20 protein-coding genes and 1 pseudogene are annotated in these 19,652 nt (G+C 72.5%); 17 read left to right on the top strand and 4 right to left on the bottom strand.

Annotation, left to right across the window (positions count from 1 at the left end; translation table 11 throughout):
* Positions 1 to 19: 19 nt before the first annotated feature.
* The 6 genes and pseudogenes from ACIP4O_RS14395 to ACIP4O_RS14420 form a co-directional block, all read left to right on the top strand.
* Positions 20 to 892 (top strand): AAA family ATPase, encoded by an 873-nt coding sequence (locus ACIP4O_RS14395; protein WP_401574763.1) that lies wholly within the window; start codon positions 20 to 22, stop codon positions 890 to 892.
* Between the two features lie 138 nt (positions 893 to 1,030).
* Positions 1,031 to 1,801, top strand: a complete 771-nt coding sequence (locus tag ACIP4O_RS14400; protein ID WP_401574764.1) for an enhanced serine sensitivity protein SseB — start codon at positions 1,031 to 1,033, stop codon at positions 1,799 to 1,801.
* 204 nt (positions 1,802 to 2,005) lie between these two features.
* Positions 2,006 to 2,869 carry an enhanced serine sensitivity protein SseB C-terminal domain-containing protein gene (locus ACIP4O_RS14405; protein WP_401574765.1) on the top strand — a complete coding sequence of 288 codons (864 nt, stop codon included), beginning with the start codon at positions 2,006 to 2,008 and terminating at the stop codon, positions 2,867 to 2,869.
* A gap of 755 nt (positions 2,870 to 3,624) precedes the next feature.
* A complete protein-coding gene (locus ACIP4O_RS14410; protein ID WP_361333486.1) occupies positions 3,625 to 4,623 on the top strand; it encodes an ABC transporter permease in 999 nt (332 codons plus the stop codon).
* A 62-nt stretch (positions 4,624 to 4,685) separates the two neighbouring features.
* On the top strand, positions 4,686 to 6,473 hold the full coding sequence (locus tag ACIP4O_RS14415) for an ABC transporter substrate-binding protein (RefSeq protein WP_401574766.1): 1,788 nt from the start codon (positions 4,686 to 4,688) through the stop codon (positions 6,471 to 6,473).
* 179 nt (positions 6,474 to 6,652) lie between these two features.
* Positions 6,653 to 7,525 (top strand): annotated as a pseudogene (locus tag ACIP4O_RS14420) (ABC transporter permease); the annotation flags it as partial.
* Here ACIP4O_RS14420 and ACIP4O_RS14425 read toward each other — a convergent pair.
* Positions 7,429 to 7,710 carry a pentapeptide repeat-containing protein gene (locus ACIP4O_RS14425; protein WP_401574952.1) on the bottom strand — a complete coding sequence of 94 codons (282 nt, stop codon included), beginning with the start codon at positions 7,708 to 7,710 and terminating at the stop codon, positions 7,429 to 7,431. The pseudogene ACIP4O_RS14420 and the gene ACIP4O_RS14425 overlap by 97 nt on opposite strands.
* Here ACIP4O_RS14425 and ACIP4O_RS14430 point away from each other — a divergent pair.
* The 5 genes from ACIP4O_RS14430 to ACIP4O_RS14450 all read left to right on the top strand — a co-directional run bounded on the left by ACIP4O_RS14430 (position 7,591) and on the right by ACIP4O_RS14450 (position 12,896).
* A complete protein-coding gene (locus ACIP4O_RS14430; RefSeq protein ID WP_401574767.1) occupies positions 7,591 to 8,790 on the top strand; it encodes an ABC transporter ATP-binding protein in 1,200 nt (399 codons plus the stop codon). The genes ACIP4O_RS14425 and ACIP4O_RS14430 overlap by 120 nt on opposite strands.
* Complete coding sequence (locus ACIP4O_RS14435) at positions 8,787 to 10,232, top strand: ABC transporter ATP-binding protein (protein ID WP_401574768.1); 1,446 nt, start codon at positions 8,787 to 8,789, stop codon at positions 10,230 to 10,232. The genes ACIP4O_RS14430 and ACIP4O_RS14435 overlap by 4 nt, the downstream gene beginning before the upstream one ends.
* Before the next feature lie 29 nt (positions 10,233 to 10,261).
* Positions 10,262 to 10,924: a trimeric intracellular cation channel family protein gene (locus tag ACIP4O_RS14440; RefSeq protein WP_401574769.1), complete on the top strand. Its 663-nt coding sequence runs from the start codon at positions 10,262 to 10,264 to the stop codon at positions 10,922 to 10,924.
* 77 nt (positions 10,925 to 11,001) lie between these two features.
* Positions 11,002 to 11,859, top strand: coding sequence for a thioesterase family protein (locus tag ACIP4O_RS14445; RefSeq protein WP_401574770.1), 858 nt, complete (start codon positions 11,002 to 11,004; stop codon positions 11,857 to 11,859).
* A 143-nt stretch (positions 11,860 to 12,002) separates the two neighbouring features.
* Positions 12,003 to 12,896, top strand: coding sequence for an SRPBCC domain-containing protein (locus ACIP4O_RS14450; RefSeq protein WP_401574771.1), 894 nt, complete (start codon positions 12,003 to 12,005; stop codon positions 12,894 to 12,896).
* Positions 12,897 to 13,006: 110 nt separating this feature from the next.
* On the opposite strand, the gene ACIP4O_RS14455 is transcribed toward ACIP4O_RS14450, so the two are convergent.
* Positions 13,007 to 13,672 (bottom strand): TetR family transcriptional regulator, encoded by a 666-nt coding sequence (locus ACIP4O_RS14455; RefSeq protein WP_401574772.1) that lies wholly within the window; start codon positions 13,670 to 13,672, stop codon positions 13,007 to 13,009.
* Positions 13,673 to 13,798: 126 nt separating this feature from the next.
* Between ACIP4O_RS14455 and ACIP4O_RS14460 the strand changes: the two genes are divergently transcribed.
* The 3 genes from ACIP4O_RS14460 to ACIP4O_RS14470 all read left to right on the top strand — a co-directional run bounded on the left by ACIP4O_RS14460 (position 13,799) and on the right by ACIP4O_RS14470 (position 15,617).
* Positions 13,799 to 13,963 carry a hypothetical protein gene (locus ACIP4O_RS14460; protein WP_401574773.1) on the top strand — a complete coding sequence of 55 codons (165 nt, stop codon included), beginning with the start codon at positions 13,799 to 13,801 and terminating at the stop codon, positions 13,961 to 13,963.
* A gap of 191 nt (positions 13,964 to 14,154) precedes the next feature.
* Positions 14,155 to 14,367: a DUF4190 domain-containing protein gene (locus tag ACIP4O_RS14465; protein WP_401574953.1), complete on the top strand. Its 213-nt coding sequence runs from the start codon at positions 14,155 to 14,157 to the stop codon at positions 14,365 to 14,367.
* Positions 14,368 to 14,453: 86 nt separating this feature from the next.
* Entirely contained in the window at positions 14,454 to 15,617 is a 1,164-nt protein-coding gene (locus ACIP4O_RS14470; protein WP_401574774.1) for a cysteine desulfurase family protein, read from the top strand.
* Between the two features lie 50 nt (positions 15,618 to 15,667).
* Here the strand turns inward: ACIP4O_RS14470 and ACIP4O_RS14475 are convergent, their stop codons facing one another.
* Entirely contained in the window at positions 15,668 to 16,378 is a 711-nt protein-coding gene (locus ACIP4O_RS14475; protein WP_401574776.1) for an N-acetylmuramoyl-L-alanine amidase, read from the bottom strand.
* A gap of 134 nt (positions 16,379 to 16,512) precedes the next feature.
* Between ACIP4O_RS14475 and mnmA the strand changes: the two genes are divergently transcribed.
* Positions 16,513 to 17,649: a tRNA 2-thiouridine(34) synthase MnmA gene (gene mnmA / locus ACIP4O_RS14480; RefSeq protein ID WP_401574777.1), complete on the top strand. Its 1,137-nt coding sequence runs from the start codon at positions 16,513 to 16,515 to the stop codon at positions 17,647 to 17,649.
* Positions 17,650 to 17,709: 60 nt separating this feature from the next.
* Here mnmA and ACIP4O_RS14485 read toward each other — a convergent pair whose 3' ends face one another.
* On the bottom strand, positions 17,710 to 18,036 hold the full coding sequence (locus ACIP4O_RS14485) for a DUF427 domain-containing protein (RefSeq protein ID WP_361334410.1): 327 nt from the start codon (positions 18,034 to 18,036) through the stop codon (positions 17,710 to 17,712).
* 135 nt (positions 18,037 to 18,171) lie between these two features.
* Here ACIP4O_RS14485 and ACIP4O_RS14490 point away from each other — a divergent pair, with 135 nt between their 5' ends.
* Both ACIP4O_RS14490 and ACIP4O_RS14495 read left to right on the top strand, forming a co-directional pair.
* Positions 18,172 to 18,714, top strand: a complete 543-nt coding sequence (locus ACIP4O_RS14490) for a TIGR00730 family Rossman fold protein (RefSeq protein WP_361334413.1) — start codon at positions 18,172 to 18,174, stop codon at positions 18,712 to 18,714.
* Positions 18,715 to 18,774: 60 nt separating this feature from the next.
* Positions 18,775 to 19,464, top strand: coding sequence for an SDR family oxidoreductase (locus ACIP4O_RS14495; RefSeq protein ID WP_401574779.1), 690 nt, complete (start codon positions 18,775 to 18,777; stop codon positions 19,462 to 19,464).
* Positions 19,465 to 19,652: the final 188 nt, after the last annotated feature.

Below are 19,652 nucleotides of genomic sequence, written 5' to 3' on the forward strand. Positions count from 1 at the left end.
GCACGGGGGAGGAAGCGCGATGCGGCAGCGGACCGGAACGGAGCGTGACGGCGCGGGGGAGCGCGGCGGTACGGGGGAGCGCGGGGCTACCGGGGAGCGCGCGGGGACGGGCGCGCGTGGCGGTACGGGGCACGGCGGGGGCGAGGGCGGCGGGGGTACGGGGGAAGCCGCCACGTACACCGGGGACGGGCCCGCGCGGCGGACGGCGGGGGACGCGCCCGTGCGGCAGGCCGCACCCCGCGTCCTGGACCTGCGCGAAGGCGCCCCGTACGCCCCCCGGCGGCTACGGTTCGCCGAGGGCGACCTGGTGGCCGTCTCGGGGCTCCCGGGAAGCGGCAAGTCGACGCTCCTGGCCCGCCTCGCCACCGCCCGCACGATCGACTCGCAGGACACCCGCGAGCGCTGGACCGGCAGACTGCCCGCCCTGCCCTACGCCCTGTACCGGCCGCTCGTCCGGCTCGACCACTACCGCGTCCTGCTGCGCGCCGCGCTCACCACGCACGAGAGCCTCCTCGTGCACGACTGCGGGACGCTGCCCTTCGTACGGGCCCTGCTCGCCCTGGCCGCCCGGCGCCGCGGCACCCGCTTCCACCTGCTCTTCCTCGACGTCTCCCCGCCACTCGCCCGCGCCGGGCAGCGCGCCCGGGGCCGCGAGGTGAGCCGCTACGCCTTCGCCCGCCACCGCAGGGCCGCGAGCGGACTGCGCGCGCGGGCGGCGCGCGGGCGGCTCCCGCACGGCTGCGCCCACCTCGTCCTGCTGGACCGCGAGGCCGCCGCCGAACTGGCCGGGCTCGACTTCGTACCCCCGACGGCACCACGAGCGGCACCGCCCGCCACGCCCCCCGTCGCACCCCCCGCGCTGCCCGCGCCCCGCCGGGCGGGCGACGGCTGAGCCGGGCCGGGACCGGGTCGCTTGTCGGCGTCGCGCGCTACAGTGCGCCCGCAAGCAGCGAACGAGGGCGGCCCCGCGCACAGTGGCGGCCGTGAACGACAGCGGGTCAGGCGCCCGCGGGCTCAGGGTGGGAAGCGGATGAACGTTCCGGCGCAGACGACGGCCGAGACCGCGCCGTACGGCGGATGGCCGGGCAACGAGCTGGAGCAGGTGCTCGTCGCCTCGCTGGGCGTGCCGGGCGCGGGCGGGCGCATCGTCGAGACGCTCGGGCGCGCCACGATATGGGTGCCGCTGCCCAGGGGCGGCGGTCCCGAGAGCATGGCGCTCGACCTCCAGGCCGTCGAACTGGACGGGCAGGCGTACGTGCCGGTCTTCAGCTCGCAGGAGCAACTCCTCGGCGTCATGGGCACGTACACGCCTTTCGCCGAGGTCGCCGCGATCGACTTCGCGCGCGGACTGCCCGCCCAGCTCGGCATCCTCCTCAACCCCGAGGGCACCGTCACCGTGCCCCTGCCCCCGCCCGCCGTCGCCGAACTGTGCCGCGCGGGACGCACGGTGCTCGACGGGCCCGGCAGCGGCGGCCGGGTGCGGCTGCGCGAACCGGACTGGCAGGTGGACCCGGTGGACTTCCTGAGCGCCGCCGCCGAGGAGTTCGCCGTGACCGGCCTCGTGCGCACCGCGCGCCGCTGCCTCGCGGAGGTCGAGGACCAGCCGCCCTCCCTCTTCGTCGGGGTGGAGCTGAGCGACCCGGCGGGCGGCGAGGCGGTGCTCGACGCGCTCGGCCGCGCACTCGGCCGGGCCCCCGTCGCCTGGCCGGTCAACCTGATCCTCCTCGACGTGGCCCAGGACCCGGTCGCCGACTGGCTGCGAGCCCGGGTGCGCCCCTTCCACACGGCCGCGGGGTACTGAGCCGGCGGGGACCGCGCGAGGACCGGTTCGCGCGCCGAACTGGTTTGATGGGAGGTCGCGCGCGGCCTCGCGGGAGACCGGGCCGGGCTGTGACGGGAGGTCGCGCCAGGCTTTGACCGGAGGTCGCGCGCGGCGCGACCCTGCGCTCCGGGACAGGGGCCAGTACGGTGGGGCGGTCGATTCACGACGAAGGGGCGGTCACAGGTGAGTGCGTCGGGCACGGCGGCCGGGGGCGAGATCCCGGGCCGCACGCGGCCGGGGACGGGGGAGTACCTCGAAGAGGCGTTGCGGCAGGTCGTACCGGGCCGCTTCGACTCCTACGAGGCGCTGTTGCACGCCCTCGCCACGAGCAGCGTCCACATGCTGCTCTTCTCCGGCACCCCGGGCTCGCCCGAGGCGCGGTACGGCTCCATGGACGTGGCCGGGCACTCCTACGCGCCCTGCGTCACCTCGCCCGGCGAACTCGCGGTGAGCGGCTGGAGCCGCGCGCAGGTCCTGGAGCGGGGCGAGTCGGTGGCGGGCGCGCTCTACCCCGCCCGCCGCGGCCTGTGGCTCAACCCGCACGCGCCCGGAGGCGGCATCGGCATCCCCTGGGCCGACCTGCGCCGCGTCGCGCTCGGCCCGGCGACGCAGCCGGCCGGACCGCTGCGGCTCGCCGAACCGACCATCGAACTGCCCCAGTTCTACGCGCTCCTCACGCAGCAGGCGCACCGCACGACCGTCGTCCGCGGCCTGCACCGCGCCTGGGTGCAGCCGACCGCGGGCCTGCCGTGCCTCGCCATCGGCCTCGATCTCTACGAGGAGGGCCCGCGGTCCGTCGAGGCCGCGCACACGATGCTCCGCCTCTCCTCGACCGCGCTCCCCGAGGACCTCACGGTCATGGCGGTCTCCCTCATGGACCCGCACGACCCGCTCGCGCAGTGGCTGCGCGAGCGGACCCGGCCGTTCTACACGCGCGAGGCGCACGCGCCGGGGGCGGGGGCGGGGCAGGTGCCGGGGCAGGTTCCCGGGCAGGGGGCGGGGCGGGGGTACGGGTATCCGCCGCCGTATGCGGGGCCGCAAGGCTGAGGCTGCGTGGACAGTCCCCTCCCTCCGGGCGTCGCCGTATGCGGGGCCGCAAGGCTGAGGCTGCGTGGACAGCCCCCTCCCTCCCGGGGGGCGACCCCAATACCATCCTCCCCCAACCCCCACCCCACCCCGCCCCCGCCACAAAAATCTGTGGACAACTCCGCACTTCCCATCAATCGCCTCACTCCTCCGAGTGAGGCGATTTCGCGTAACGGCCGTTTATCCACAGCCCGGCACCGAAAGCACCCCCGAGGTGCTAATGCCCGCCTCTGCCCCCACCGCACCCCTCCCGCACCCCTTGCGCCTTCCTGTACCGACCCGCACCGACCCGCCCCCACCCGCACGCCTCTGTGCCCCCATGCCCCCCTCTCCCCCCATGTGCTGCTCTTTGCCTGCTCAGTTGACGGACACCGGTCCCAACTCGTCCACCATGTGGACGAGTTCAAGGGTGTGCTGGGGTTATTCCGTAGTGATATCCGATATTGACGCAGGTGGTGCATCGGTGCGCTTTGCCGTCATCGAACGAAGTAACTCCCCTCTGTTCGGGTTGCGTTGACCGCTTTGCGGATAACGGTGAAACCGAATACGGATCACGGTTGCGCAACCTTTGGCCGGAGGGTCTGGCCGCCGTGTGCGGGCGGGATGAAGACTTCCGTGCTCAGGGACGGATCGTTCCCGCGTACGACAGTTCGACAGGCCGCTTCGGGCGGCAAGTGTGGGCCGGCCACCGCCGGTTGAGAGGGGTCGCTGGCACGATGACGGCACCACTGCATGAGCCGGCGGAGATGGCACCCTCGGCCGCCGATCTCAAGGCCGGCATGCCCAAGGAGAAAGTGCAGGGCCGCTCCCTGGGCAGAATCGCCTGGGAGCGCCTCAAGCGCGACAAACTCGCCCTGAGCGGTGGGGTGATCGTCGCCGTACTCGTCCTCGTGGCCCTCTTCGCGCCGCTCATCGCGCACCTGTACGGCCAGGACCCGGACTCGTACCACGAGAGCCTCATCGACCCGCTGTTCTCGACCCCCAAGGGCTCCCTCGGCGGGGCGAGCGGCGACCACTGGCTCGGTGTCGAGCCGGTCAACGGCCGGGACATCTTCGCGCGCATCCTCTACGGCGCGCGCATCTCGCTCCTCGTCGGCTTCCTCTCCGCCCTCGTCGCCGTCGCCCTCGGCACCGTCCTCGGTGTCCTCGCCGGCTACTTCGGCGGCTGGGTCGACGCGCTCATCAGCCGCGTCATGGACGCGCTGCTCTCGTTCCCGCAGCTGCTCTTCATCATCGCGCTGGTCTCGGTCATGCCCAACGACATGCTGGGGATGTCCGGTACGAGCGTCCGCGTCTTCGTGATGATCCTCGTCATCGGCTTCTTCGGCTGGCCCAACGTCGGCCGCGTCGTGCGCGCCCAGACGCTGAGCCTGCGCGAGCGCGAGTACGTCGAGGCCGCGACGAGCCTCGGCGCGGGCAAGAGCCACATCATCTTCAAGGAACTGATGCCCAATCTCGTGGCGCCGATCATCGTCTACACGACGATGATGATCCCCACGAACATCCTCAACGAAGCCGCGCTGAGCTTCCTCGGGGTCGGCGTGAAGCCGCCGTCGTCCTCCTGGGGACAGATGCTCTCCAGCGCGCTCAGCTACTACGAGACCGACCCGATGTACATGGTCGTGCCCGGTGTGGCGATCTTCGTGACCGTCCTCTCCTTCAATCTCCTCGGCGACGGCGTGCGGGACGCGCTGGACCCCCGGGGCTCCCGCTAATCGCCCAATCCACGACGGCTCCCGCGCCCGCGGGACGTCAACGACACGGAGGAACCCAGATCGTGAAGACCCACTCGACCGGGCGGCGCAAGCAGGCCCTCGCGGCGACCGCGGCGATCGCGGCGCTGCTGTCCGTCGCCGCCTGCGGCGGAGGCGACTCCGACGACGGCAACGGCAGCAGTGGCGGTGGCGGTGCCAAGGCGGCCGGCTTCGACGCGGCCAACAACAAGGTCGCCAACGCGTCCACCAAGAAGGGTGGCACCCTCAAGTTCGCGTCCGTGCAGGACGCCGACTCCTGGGACACCACGCGTGGTTACTACGGCATGGCGTGGAACTTCATGCGCTACTACAGCCGTCAGCTCGTGACCAACGCGGCCGAGCCGGGTGCCAAGGGCGCCGAGGTGGTCCCCGACCTCGCCAAGGACAAGGCCGAGATCTCCTCGGACGGCAAGACCTACACGTACCACCTGCGCGAGGGTGTCACGTGGGAGGACGGCAAGCCGATCACGTCGCAGGACGTCAAGTACGGCATCGAGCGCCAGTGGGCGCAGGACGTCCTCTCCGGCGGCCCCGTCTACATCAAGAACGTGCTCGACCCGGACGGCAAGTACAAGGGCCCGTACAAGGACACGTCCAAGGAGGGCCTGAAGGCCATCCAGACGCCGGACGACCAGACCATCGTCTTCAAGCTCCCGAAGCGGAACTCCGACTTCGAGGAAATGCTCGCGATGACCTCGTCCTCGCCGGTGCGCAAGGACAAGGACACCAAGTCCAAGTACGGACTGCACCCCTTCTCCTCGGGCCCGTACAAGTTCGAGTCGTACAAGCCCGCCAAATCGCTGACCCTGGTGCGCAACACCGAGTGGAAGCAGGCCTCGGACCCGGTCCGCAAGGCGCTCCCGGACAAGATCACGATCACGTTCTTCACCAACGCGGACGACATGGACAACCGTCTGCTCAACGGTGAGTTCGACCTCGACCTGAACCAGACGGGTCTCTCCCCGCAGGGCCGCACGAAGGCGCTCAGGGAGCACAAGGCCAACATCGACAACCCCGTCTCGGGCTACATCCGCTACGCGGTCTTCCCGCAGAGCGTGAAGCCCTTCGACAACATCCACTGCCGCAAGGCGGTCCTCTACGGCGCCGACCACAAGTCGCTCCAGACGGCGCGTGGCGGCCCGCAGGCCGGTGGCGACATCGGCACGAACATGCTGCCGCCGTCCGTGCCCGGCTCCGAGGGCCAGAAGTACGACCCGTACGGCATGGCCGCCAACGACGGCGCGCCGAACACCGCCAAGGCCAAGGAAGAGCTGAAGGCCTGCGGCAAGCCGAGCGGCTTCAAGACCACCATCGCGGTGCGCAACAACAAGCCGGTCGAGGTCGCCACCGCCACCTCGCTCCAGGCCTCGCTGAAGAAGATCGGCATCCAGGCCGACATCGACCAGTACGACGGCGCGCAGACCGCGGGCATCATCGGTAACCCGAAGGTCGTCAAGTCCAAGAACTACGGCATCATCATCATGGGTTGGGGCCCCGACTTCCCGTCGGTCCAGGGCTACGGCCAGCCGCTGTGGGACTCGCGCTTCACGCTGGACAACGGCAACAACAACTACGCCCTGATCGACGACAAGGCGATCAACGGCGACTTCGACAAGTTCAACAACGAGCTGGACAAGACGAAGAAGGAGCAGATCGCCACCGACCTCAACCACAAGGTCATGGAGGGCGGCTACTACCTCCCGTTCGTCTTCGAGAAGTTCATCAACTTCCGCTCCTCGCGCCTGGCCAACGTCTACAGCACGGACGGCTACTCCGGCATGTACGACTTCGTCAACCTGGGCGTCAAGTAACACCACGACCGTCGGCACACCCGCCGTACTGCACGAAAGGCAGGTGAAGGCCACGACGGCGTGACGGCGGGCCACCGGGACGACCTCCCGGTGGCCCGCGGCCCGCGCCCTGGCCGGAAGCAGTGCTCGCATACCTCATCAGGCGGCTGTTCGCCGTCGTCGTGATGCTGGTGGTCATCATGTTGGTGGTCTTCGGCATCTTCTTCCTCATACCGAAGTGGACCGGAGTCGACCCCGCGACGATGTACGTGGGCAAGCAGTCCGACCAGGCGGCGCTCGACGCCGTCCGGGAGAAGCTGCAACTCGACCAGCCGATCTTCGTCCAGATCTGGGACTTCTTCAAAGGCATCGTCGCCGGCCGCACCTACTCCGGTGGCGGCGAGGTGACGCACTGCGCGGCCCCGTGCTTCGGCTACTCCTTCCGCAGCGAGCAGGCCATCTGGCCGCAGCTCACCGACCGGCTCCCCGTCACGGTCTCCCTCGCCGTCGGCGCGGCCGTGCTGTGGGTCGTCTTCGGCGTGGCCGCCGGTGTCCTCTCGGCGCTCAAGCGCGGCTCGGTCTGGGACCGCGGCGCGATGCTCGTCGCCCTCTCCGGCGTCTCGCTGCCCATCTACTTCACCGGCATGCTCGCCGCCGCGATCTTCCACTTCGGCCTCGGCTGGTTCGATCCCAAGTACGTACCCATCGAGGAGAGCGTCACGGGCTGGGCCAGCGGCCTGATCCTGCCCTGGGTCACCCTCGCCTTCCTCTATGCGGCGATGTACGCCCGAATAACGCGGGCCACGATGCTCGACGTGCTCGGCGAGGACTACATCCGCACCGCGCGGGCCAAGGGCCTCACCGAGACCAAGGTCATCGGCAAGCACGCGATGCGCTCCACGATGACCCCGATCCTCACCATGCTCGGCATGGACCTCGGCGCCATGATCGGTGGCGCGATCCTCACCGAGACCACCTACAGCCTCCCCGGCCTCGGCCAGGCCGTGCTCAAGGCGATCAACGAGCGCGACCTCCCGGTCATCACCGGCGTCGTCCTCATCACCTCGCTCGCCGTCATCCTCGCCAACCTCCTGGTGGATCTCCTGTACGCCGCGATCGACCCCCGAGTGAGGCTCGCATGACGACCCAGCCCGCCGGCACCACGGACAACGACCCCGCAAAGCCCGGCACCACGAAGACGAGCACCGCGAAAACCGGCGCCGCGAAGACGAGCACCGCCAAGGCGAGCGCCGCGCAGACCGGCACCGGCGAGGTCACCGCCGCGCGGAGCGCCGCCGCACCCCGCGCCTTCCTCGAAGTCCGCGACCTGCGCGTCCAGTTCCCCACCGACGACGGACTCGTCAAGTCCGTCGACGGACTCAGCTTCACGCTGGAGAAGGGCAAGACCCTCGGCATCGTCGGCGAGTCCGGCTCCGGCAAGTCCGTCACCTCGCTCGGCATCATGGGCCTGCACACCACCGGCCAGTACGGCAAGCGCAAGCCCCGTATCTCCGGCGAGATCTGGCTCGACGGCGAGGAGTTGCTCACCGCCGACCCCGACCGGGTCCGGGCCCTGCGCGGCCGCGACATGGCGATGATCTTCCAGGACCCGCTCTCCTCGCTGCACCCGTACTACACGGTCGGCAAGCAGATCATCGAGGCGTACCGCATCCACCACGACGTGGACAAGAAGACCGCGCGCAGGCGTGCCGTCGAGATGCTCGACCGCGTCGGCATCCCGCAGCCCGACAAGCGCGTCGACTCCTACGCGCACGAGTTCTCCGGCGGCATGCGCCAGCGCGTCATGATCGCCATGGCGCTCGTCAACAACCCCGAACTCCTCATCGCCGACGAGCCGACCACCGCGCTCGACGTGACGGTCCAGGCCCAGATCCTCGACCTCATCCGCGACCTCCAGAAGGAGTTCGGCTCCGCGGTCATCATCATCACGCACGACCTCGGTGTCGTCGCCGAACTGTCCGACGACATCCTGGTCATGTACGGCGGCCGCTGCGTCGAGCGCGGGCCCGTGGACGAGGTCTTCTACGCGCCCCGCCACCCCTACACGTGGGGCCTGCTCGGCTCGATGCCGCGCATCGACCGCGAGGAGACCGAGCGGCTCATCCCCGTGAAGGGCTCCCCGCCCTCGCTCATCAACATCCCCGACGGCTGCGCCTTCAACCCGCGCTGCCCGTACGCGGACCTCCCCAAGGACAACCTGACCCGCACCGTACGGCCCGAGCTGGCCCAGGTCGGCGACGCCCACTGGGCCGCCTGCCACCTCAGCAAGGAGCAGCGCGAGCGGATCTGGACCGAAGAGATTGCGCCGAAGCTGTGAGCGACGACCCCAAGGACGCGGCGATCCCCGCGCAGAGCACCGCACCCAGCGCTCCCGCCGCCCCGGAGACCCCGGCCGCCCCGGAGACCCCGGCCGCCCCGGAGACCCCGGTCGCCCAGGGGGACACCCTGCTGCGCGTCGAGGGCCTCCAGAAGCACTTCCCCATCCGCAAGGGCCTCTTCAAGCGGCAGGTCGGTGCCGTGCAGGCCGTCGACGGCCTCTCCTTCGAGGTGCGCGCGGGCGAGACCCTCGGCGTCGTCGGCGAATCGGGCTGCGGCAAGTCCACGATGGGCCGGCTCATCACGCGGCTCCTCGAACCCACCGCGGGCAGCGTCGAGTTCGAGGGCAGGGACATTACGCACCTGTCGACCGGCGCCATGCGCAAGATGCGCCGCGACGTGCAGATGATCTTCCAGGACCCGTACTCCTCGCTCAATCCCCGGCACACGATCGGCACGATCGTCGGGGCGCCCTTCCGGCTCCAGGGCGTCAAGCCCGAGGGCGGCATCAAGGCCGAGGTGCAGGCCCTCCTCGAACGCGTCGGGCTCAACCCCGAGCACTACAACCGCTACCCGCACGAGTTCTCCGGCGGCCAGCGCCAGCGCATCGGCATCGCCCGCGCGCTCGCGCTCAAGCCCAAGCTCGTCGTCGCCGACGAGCCGGTCTCCGCGCTCGACGTCTCGATCCAGGCGCAGGTCGTCAACCTTCTCGACGACCTCCAGGACGAGCTGGGCCTCACGTACGTGATCATCGCGCACGACCTCTCGGTCATCCGGCACGTCTCGGACCGGATCGCGGTCATGTACCTCGGCAAGATCGTGGAGCTGGCCGACCGCAAGACGCTCTACTCGACGCCCGGCCACCCGTACACCTCGGCGCTCCTGTCCGCGGTGCCGGTCCCCGACCCGCGCCGCAAGGGCCACGGCAACCGGCGGCTCCTGCACGGCGACGTGCCCTCGCCGATCGCCCCGCCTCCCGGCTGCCGCTTCCACACCCGCTGCTGGAAGGCCACCGCCTCCTGCGCGACCATCGAGCCCCCGCTCATCCAGCTCGGTACGGGCCAGAAGGTCGCCTGCCACCACCCCGAGCACGGCCCCGACCAACTCCCCGGCGACGCGCCCCTGGTGAAGCAGGGCGGGACGGTGACGCTGAGCGAGGCGAAGGCGGAGGCGGTCCCGGCGGTGGAGCCGGAAGCGGCCGCGGGGACGAAGGCGGAACCGGGGGCCGACGCGAAGGCGGGGGCCGACGCGAACGCGGGGGCCGTCTCGGCTGCGGAGCCGGACGCCGCTCCGGAGACGGAGCCGGAGGCCGCCGCCCCCGCGCCGGAGCCCGCGAAGGACAAGGCCGACGCTCGGCCCGCGGCCGAAGCCGAGCCCGTCGCCGCGCCCGAGGAGGAGCCCGAGGCCCCCGCTCCTGACAAGGCCGGTCCGGAAGAGAAGTGAGCCGTGGACCACCCGGCACAATGTCCCGGGTGGTCCATGAACTCTTCTCGCCGGGCGTGCAGCACGTCCTCGACCTCGTCGGCATCTTCGTCTTCGCCATCTCGGGGGCGCTGCTCGCGGTCCGCAAGAACTTCGATGTCTTCGGCATCGTCGTCCTCGCGGAGGCGACCGCGATCGGCGGCGGGGTGCTGCGCGATCTCGTCATCGGCGCGGTCCCGCCCGCGGCCTTCCAGGATCTCGGCTACTTCGGCATGCCGCTCCTCGCCTCGCTCCTGGTCTTCTTCCTCCACCCGCACGTCGAGCGGATCAACTGGGGCATCGCGCTCTTCGACGCGGCCGGGCTCGGCCTCTTCTGCGCGACGGGCACGATCAAGGCGTACAGCTACGGGCTCGGCTACGTCTCCTCGGCCGTGCTCGGCCTCGCGACGGCGGTCGGCGGCGGCCTGCTGCGCGACATCCTCGCCAACGACGTGCCCTCGCTGCTGCGCTGGGACCGCTCGCTCTACGCCGTCCCCGCGATGGCGGGCGCGGCGATCACGGCGCTGTGCATCCGCTTCGACGTCCTCAACGCCGTCTCCACGGCGGGCGCGATCCTCACCGCCTTCGCCGTACGGATGCTCGCGCTGCGCTACGACTGGCGCGCGCCCCGCGCCTGGAACCGGCGCAGCGCCGCCGTGGAGGTCGAGGAGTGAGCCCGCGTGAGCGGCGCCACCCTCCCCCGTACCACAGAAAGCTACCGCTCAGTAGCCCCCTGGCGTAGGCTCTGACCATGGCACAGGCAACCGCCCCGGCGAGCATCGGGAACAGCGAGTTCGACCGCGACACGGCCGTGAGCCGACGCGCTCCCGGCGTCTACGACGCCACCCTCTCCGAGGGCTGGACCATCATCAACGCCGTCAACGGCGGCTACCTCCTCGCCCTCGCCGGGCGCGCGCTCGCCGAGGAACTCCCGCACAGCGACCCCTTCTCGATCACGGCGCACTACCTCACCGCCTCGCGCCCCGGCCCCGCCGAGATCCGCACCGAGACGGTCCGCACCGGCCGCACCCTCTCCACCGGAGCGGCCTCGCTCGTGCAGTACGACGCGCAGGGCGCCCCCGTCGAGCGGCTGCGCGTCCTCGCCTCGTACGGGAACCTCGACGCCCTCGACCCGGAGGTGCGCACCAGCGCGAAGCCCCCCGCGCTGCCGCCCGTCGAGCAGTGCCTCGGCAGCTCCGACGCCCCCGACGGCAAGGTCATACCCGGCTCGAACGCCATCACCGAGCGGCTGCTCCTCAGGCTCGACCCCGCCACGGTCGGCTGGGCGGTCGGGCAGCCCTCAGGCAAGGGCGAGACGCGCGCCTGGTTCGGCCTCGCCGACGGCCGCGACGCCGACCCGCTCTCGCTCCTGCTCGCCGTCGACGCCTTGCCGCCCACCGCCTTCGACCTCGGCCTCATGGGCTGGATGCCCACCGTGGAACTCACCGTCCACGTCCGCCACCGCCCCGCCCCGGGCCCCCTCCGCGTCGCCATCACCACCCGCAACCTGGCCCACGGCTTCCTGGAGGAGGACGCGGAGGTCTGGGACTCGGCCGACCGCCTGGTGGCCCAGTCCCGCCAGCTCGCCCGGGTCGTCCAGCCGCGCTGAGACCCGTCCGTACGAGGCGGGGGCCGCCCCGGTCCCCGGACGGACGGGCCCCCCGCGCGCCCCGCCCCGGGCTCTCGTAGCGTCGTCTGCGAGCGGCCGGAAACGGTCTCTCGCAGACGACGCCACCGGCCCCGGGAGCCCGTATGCAGCCGCGTGCCGACACCCTCAGGCGCGACGAACACGGCAGATCAGTCCTGAGCCTGCGCCGCCGCCTCCCGCACCCCGCGCGCCGCGTCTGGGCCGCCCTCACCGAGGCAGCCCTCACCGCCCGCTGGATGCCCGCCGAGGTCGACCTGAGCCCCCGCGCGGCGAGCCCCGTCCGCTTCCGCCTCCCCGGCACGGCGCCCGGCGGCGGCGAGGTGCTGCGCGCCCTGGCGCCGTGGGCACTGGGCTACACGTGGGGCGAGCACGAGCTGCACTGGTCCCTGCGCCCCGACCGCGCCGCGGGGGCCGCCGACGCGGATGCCGCGCCCTGCGTCCTCGGTTTGCGCCACGTCTTCGACGACCACCGGGGCGCGGCGAGCTACGCGGCGGGCTGGCACACGTGCCTCACCGCGCTCGCGCAGGTGCTCGACGGCGAGGAGCCGGACCACGCGGGCGACGCGGACGGCGCGCTCCACGAGGCGTACATCGGCCTCCTCGGCCTCGCGGGCTCGACGGTCGACGAAGGCCCCGAGAGCCTCACGATCCGCCTGGAGCGCCAGCTCGTCCGCCCCGCCGACGAGGTCTGGTCCCTGCTCACCCGCGGCACGAGCCCCCGCCGGGGCGAACGCGCGCCCGACGGTTTCGGCACCATCGGCGCCCCGGCGGGCGAGATCACCGAACTGTGCCCGCCCCGCCTGCTCGAACACGCCTGGAGCCCGCTCGGCCGCACCCGCTGGGAACTCCTCCCCGGCACCGACCACGGCGCCCGCCTCCTCCTCAGCCACTCCGGCCCCCCGCTCCCCGAACCCGCCGTCGCCGCCGCGCAGGCCGCGTGGCACCAGCGCGTCGAGGAACTCGCGGCCCAGCTCCTGGACACGCCGGTGCCGGGCTGAGGGCGGGCGTGCGTGGCGAGGAGCCCCGGCGCCGGTGGTGCGGTGGTCGCAAACGTCCTGGACGGGGACGGGCGGGGAGTTGCGGGGGCGGGCCGCCGGGGGCCGTACGGTCAGGCTCCCTCGTCCTGCCAGTGCCGCCGCCCCAGCGCCACCACCCGCAGCTTCCGCCGCGCGTCCGTGAGCACCGCGCGCTCCGCCTCCGAGCCCGGCTCCGTCTCCAGGAGGGACGTCGCGGTGAGCAGGAGCAGGTCCACGTACAGCTCGGCGAGCATTTGGACGTCCCGGACGGTCCAGCCCTCGGACTCCGGCTGCGCGGCGAGCCCCGCGGCGACCTCGTACGAGAAGCCGCGAAGCTCCCGGTCCGTCGCCTCGCGCACGGCCCGCACGCCGCCGTGCCGTTCGCGCGCGATGAAGCGCACGTGCGCCGGGTACGCGCGCACGTGGGCCGCGATGAGGGCGACCGCGTCGGTGATGCGGTCCTCGGCGCTCGACCCGGCGGCGAGCAGCGCGCGCACGACCTGGTGGAGGCTGCCGAGCGTCTCGTCGACGAGGGCGACCCCCAGGTCCGGGATATCGCGGAAGTGCCGGTAGAAGGCGGTCGGCGCGATCCCGGCCGCGCGCGTCACCTCGCGCAGGCCGAGGCCGCTGAGGCTCTGTTCGGCGAGGAGGCCGAGGGCGGCGTCCAGGAGGGCCCGGCGCGTGCGTTCCTTCTGCGCGACCCGGCTGCTCGACGCGGCTGCCGCGCCGACGGGTACGGGGACGTCGGTGTGATCCATGCCATCCAGTCAACAACTGTTCGCCAGAATTCCCAAGCTCCCGGATGTGTAGACTGGGCAGTCAGTGAACACTTGTAATCACAACTGTTCACCGGATTCTGTCCGTCGGCCCTCAAGGAGGTTCGGATGCTCGTCCTCGTCGCGGCCCTGCTCCTGCTCGGCGTCGTGCTCGGCGCCGTCGCCCACGTCCCGGTCACCGTCTCGCTCCTCGCGGGCGCCGCGATCGGCGCCTGGCTCGTGGTCTTCGCGGTACGCGAACGCCACCGCGCCCACGGGACGGCACGCCGCTGAGACCCTCGCGACCCCCCGCGCACGTTCGAGCCACCACCTGGAGGTACTCCGTGAAGACCCTCGATCAGGAACGCCGAGCCCACCACCCCGTGCACCTCGTCCGCCTCGCACGCGCCGTGCGCCCCGAAACCACGCCCTCCGAGCCCGCCGCGTCCGCGCGTGACGCCGCGCCCCGGCGCGATGCCGACGCCATGGCCGTCGCGGCCTTCGTGCTCGGGCTCCTCGGCCTCCTCGTGCTCAACGTCGTCCTCGGCCCCGTCGCGCTCGTCCTCGCGAGCCTCGCGCTGTGGCGGGGGACCGCGCGGCGCGGGCGGGCGCTCCTCGGCCTCGGCCTCGGGATCGCCGACCTCGCCGTCTTCCTCGCCCTCGCGGCGGCGGACTCCACGCTCTCGTGGAGCATGTGAGCGCCCGCCGGGGCGGGCGGGTGTGAGCGGCGGCGCGGCGGGGGCGGGCCGAGGCGCCCCGTACGGCTCGTAGAATCGGAGCCACCATGGCCTACCTCGACCACGCAGCGACGACTCCCATGCTCCCCGAGGCCGTCGAGGCGCTGAACGCCCAGCTCACCGCCGTCGGCAACGCCTCCTCGCTGCACGCCTCGGGCCGCCGCGCCCGCCGCGTCGTCGAGGAGTCCCGCGAGACGCTCGCCGACGCGCTCGGCGCCCGACCCAGCGAGGTCGTCTTCACGGCGGGCGGCACCGAGGCCGACAACCTCGCCGTCAAGGGCCTCTACTGGTCCCGTCGCGCCGAGGACCCGCGCCGCGACCGCGTCCTCGCCAGCCCCGTCGAACACCACGCGGTGCTCGACGCCGTCGACTGGCTCGGCAGCCACGAGGGCGCCCGCGTCGAGTACCTTCCCGTCGACGCCCACGGGCGCGTCGCCCCCGAGGCGCTGCGCGCAGCGATCGCGCGCGAGCCCGAGTCCGTCGCGCTCGCCACGGTCATGTGGGCCAACAACGAGATCGGCACGATCCAGCCGGTGGCCGAACTCGCCGCCGTCGCCACCGAGTACGGCGTCCCCCTGCACGCCGACGCGGTCCAGGCGTTCGGCCAGGTCCCCCTCGACTTCGCCGCCTCCGGCCTCGCCGCCGCGACGGTGAGCGGCCACAAGATAGGCGGCCCCTACGGCATCGGCGCGCTGCTCCTGAGCCGCGCCCTGACCCCCGTACCCGTGCTGCACGGCGGTGGGCAGGAGCGGCACGTGCGCTCCGGGACGCTCGACGTCCCCGCCATCGCCTCCTTCGCCGTCGCGGGGCGCCTCGCCGCCGCACGCCAGGAGGACTTCGCCCGCGAGATCGGCGCGCTGCGCGACCGCCTCGTCAAGGAGGTACGGGACGCCGTGCCGGACGCGGTGCTCGGCGGTGACCCCGCCCACCGGCTCCCCGCCAACGCGCACTTCTCCTTCCCCGGCTGCGAGGGCGACTCGTTGCTCCTCCTCCTCGACGCGCAGGGCATCGAGTGCTCGACGGGCTCCGCGTGCACCGCCGGGATCGCGCAGCCCAGCCACGTACTCCTCGCGACCGGCGTCGACCCCGCCCTCGCCCGCGGCACCCTCCGCTTCTCCCTCGGCCACACGACCACCGACGCCGACATCGACGCCCTCGCCAAGGCGATCGGCCCCGTGGTGACCCGCGCCCGGACGGCAGGGCTGAGCTGACGGCGGGGGGGGCGGGCGCCTGTACAGCACCACGCTTCCTACCGCCCCCCTCACACCCTCCGTACCGCCGCCTTCGTCCCCTCCACCTCCGTGCGTGCCTGCCGCACCAGGCGCATGTATGTCTCCCAGGGCCAGTGCGGGCCGGGGTCGGTGTGGTCCGAGCCGGGGACCTCGACGTGGCCGATGATGTGCTCGCGGTCCGGTGGGAAGCCGTAGCGGGCGCATATCGAGGCCGTCAGGCGTGCCGAGGCGCGCAGCATCGGCTCCGTGAAGTCCTGCGGGCGGTCGATCCAGCCCTCGTGCTCGATGCCGACGCTGCGCTCGTTGAAGGTCCTGTTCCCCGCGTGGAAGGCGACGTCCAGCTCGCGGATCGTCTGCGCGATGTGACCGTCCCCGCGCACCACGTAGTGCGCCGCCGCGCCGTGCGCAGGGTCCTTGAAGACCTTGAGCGCCACCGGGTAGCTGCCCTGCACGACATGGATCACGACGCGGTCCACGCCGTAGTCCCCCGGCCGGTCCGCGCGCCGCCAGTTCGCCTCCGAGGCCGCGACCCACTCCGCGCCCGGCTGGTCCACGGCGCCTTCCACCCGCGCCTTCCCGACGCCGGGCGCCCGCCACCACAGGTGCCGCAGCTCCTCGCGCGCCAGCACCCCCGCGCCCACGGCCGCCGCCGCGCCGCCCACGAGCAGCGCACGCCTGCCGAGCCGCCCGCCGCCGTCCGGCAGGCGGGGCCCGTGTCCGCGACCCGACGTACCCTCCATGCCGCTGTCAACGGTCGTGGGCGCGCCGGTGTTCCCCGCGTGAGCGGCGAAACGACGCGCACGGACACCCGGCGGACCGGCCGGTGAAAACCCGGGGGAACCGCGCCCCGCACGGCACGTACTCTGGAAGGGCTATGACTGAGACTTCCCCGCGCCCTCTCAAGGTGCTCGCCGCGATGTCCGGCGGCGTCGACTCCGCCGTCGCCGCCGCCCGCGCCGCCGAGGCGGGGCACGACGTGACCGGAGTGCACCTCGCGCTCTCCGCCAACCCGCAGTCCTTCCGCACCGGCGCCCGCGGCTGCTGCACCATCGAGGACTCGCGCGACGCCCGCCGCGCCGCCGACGTCATCGGCATCCCCTTCTACGTCTGGGACCTCGCCGAACGCTTCCGCGAGGACGTCGTCGACGACTTCGTCGCGGAGTACGAGGCCGGGCGGACCCCCAACCCCTGCCTGCGCTGCAACGAGAAGATCAAGTTCGCGGCGCTCCTCGACAAGGCCCTCGCCCTCGGCTTCGACGCCGTCTGCACCGGCCACTACGCGCGCGTCCTCACCCACCCCGACGGCAGCCGCGAACTGCACCGCGCGAGCGACATGGCCAAGGACCAGTCCTACGTCCTCGGCGTCCTCGACGACCGCCAGCTCGCACACGCCATGTTCCCGCTCGGCGACACCGAGACGACCAAGGACGAGATCCGCGCCGAGGCCGAACGACGCGGCCTCGCCGTCGCCAAGAAGCCCGACAGCCACGACATCTGCTTCATCGCCGACGGCGACACCCAGGGCTTCCTCGCCTCCCGCCTCGGCACCGCCGAGGGCGACATCGTCGACGAGAGCGGCACCCGCCTCGGCACGCACCAGGGCGCCTACGGCTTCACCATCGGTCAGCGCAAGGGCCTGCGCATCGGCCACCCGGCCCCCGACGGCAAGCCCCGCTACGTCCTCGACATCTCACCGGTCGACAACACGGTCACCGTGGGCCCGCGCGAGTCCCTCGACGTCGCCTCGCTCACCGCCGTACGCCCCCGCTGGTGCGGCACCGCGCCGCTCACCACCGGCCGCTACACCGCGCAGCTCCGCGCGCACGGCGGCGAGTGCGAGGTGCGCGCGGAGCTGGCGGGCGAGGAACTGCGGGTCGAGTTCGACGCGCCGGTACGGGGCGTCGCGCCCGGACAGGCCGTCGTGCTCTACGACGGGACGCGCGTCGTCGGCTCGGCGACGATCGCGACGACGCGGAAGCCGGAGCCGGCGGGAGATGTGGCGGTCGTCTGAGCCGCGAGCAGGGCTGGAGGGGGAGGACCCCTTCCGGCCCGGCCCCTCCCCGCCCCCGCCTCAGTCGGCCAGTACCTCCGTCTCGTAGAAGCAGTAGTGCCCCTTGATGCCCGCGACCTGCTCCTTGGGCTCCTCGTAGGCCCAGACAAGGTCCGGGGCGCCGGGCAGCGACCAGTACGAGGCGTCGCCCTTGAACGGGCAGTGCGTCGTCGTGTCCGAGGGGACGAGGAGCGCGGTGCGGACGTCCTCGGGCGGCAGGTAGTACCGCACCGGGCAGCCCGTCTCGCGCAGCACGAGGGGGCGGCGGCTCTCGGCGAGAAGCTCGCCGCCGTGCACGGCCCGCACGTGCTCCGTGCCCTGCTCGACCGTGATCGTGTGTCCTGCCATGGCGGAGTCCTTTCGCTGTGGCGGCCGCCTGGCGCGGGCGGCCCTTCCTCCGTTCAGCTTCCCCCGAGCGGCGTCTGTTCCCGGCACGCGTGGGCCCGTTCCGTACGGCGTGGCGCGCGCCGTACCGTGGCGTCCATGAACATCTGCGTCTTCCTGTCCGCCGCCGATCTCGACGAGCGCTACACCCGCCCCGCCCGCGCCTTCGCGGAACTCCTCGGCCGCCGCGGCCACACCCTGGTCTGGGGCGGCTCCGACACGGGGCTCATGAAGGTCGTCGCGGACGGTGTCGCGGAGAGCGGGGGCGAACTGCTCGGCGTCTCCGTCGAGTTCCTCGCCCACAAGGCGCGCAAGGGCCTCGACACGATGCTCGTCACGAAGGACCTCGCCGAGCGCAAGGCCGAACTCCTCGGCCGCTCCGACGCGATCGTCGTCCTCGTCGGCGGCACCGGCACCCTCGACGAGGTCACCGAGGTCCTGGAGATGAAGAAGCACGGGATGCACCGCAAGCCCGTCGTCATCCTCAACACCGAGGGCTTCTACGACGGACTGCGCCGCCAGTTCGAGCGCATGCAGGCAGAGGGCTTCCTGCCCGTGCCCGTCAACGAGCTGATGTACTTCACGGAGGACCCGGAGACGGCGCTGGACTACCTGGAGCGGGTGACGACGACGGCTGAGTAGAACGGGGCGGTATCCGGCGGCCCGGGTGGCCGGGGCGGAGGCCGGTGCGATCATGGCCGTATGAGTACGTACGTCATCACCGGGGCCGGCTCCGGAATCGGGGCCGCCGTGGCCCGCCGCCTCCACGCGCGGGGCGAGGACCTCGTCCTCCTCGCCCGCGACGCCGGCCGCGCGAAGGAGTTCGCCGCCGCCTTCCCCGGCGCCCGGACCCTCGTCGGCGATCTCGCCGAGCCCGACCGCCTCTCCTGGGCCTTCTCGCACCAGACCCTGCCCGAACGGGTCGACGCGCTCCTCCACATCGCGGGCGTCGTCGACCTCGGCACCGTCGGCGAGCTGTCCCTCAAGTCCTGGCGGCAGCAGATCGACGTCAACCTCCTCGCCCCCGCCGAGCTGACCCGCCTCTTCCTGCCGCAACTGCGCACCGCGCGCGGCCAGGTCCTCTTCGTCAACTCGGGCGCCGGACTCTCCGCGAGCCCCCAGTGGGCCGCCTACGCCGCCTCCAAGCACGGCCTCAAGGCCCTCGCCGACTCCCTGCGCGCGGAGGAGAAGGAGAACGGCGTCCGCGTCACGACCGTCTACCCCGGCCGTACCACCTCGCCCATGCAGGCGAAGGTGCACCAGCAGGAGGGCAAGGAGTACGACGCCACGGCGTGGATCGACCCCGAGTCCGTCGCCACGACCATCCTCACGGCGCTGGACCTGCCCAGGGACGCGGTGGTGACCGACCTGATGGTGCGGCCCGGGGGGTGAGGGGCTGAAGGGCTGAGGGGCTGAGGGGCTGAGGGGCTGAGCCGGTGCGGGTTGCGGGGGGTGCGGGTCGCGGAGCCGGTTCGTGCCGGGTCCGCCCTGCCCCCGCCACTCGCGGGGAGCACCTCGCGGGGGGAGCGCCTCGCGGGGGGAGCGCCTTTGCGCGGGGCGCCGCTCGTCCCCGTACGCCC

The organism is Streptomyces sp. NPDC088923, assembly GCF_044749745.1.
Taxonomy (GTDB): domain Bacteria; phylum Actinomycetota; class Actinomycetes; order Streptomycetales; family Streptomycetaceae; genus Streptomyces.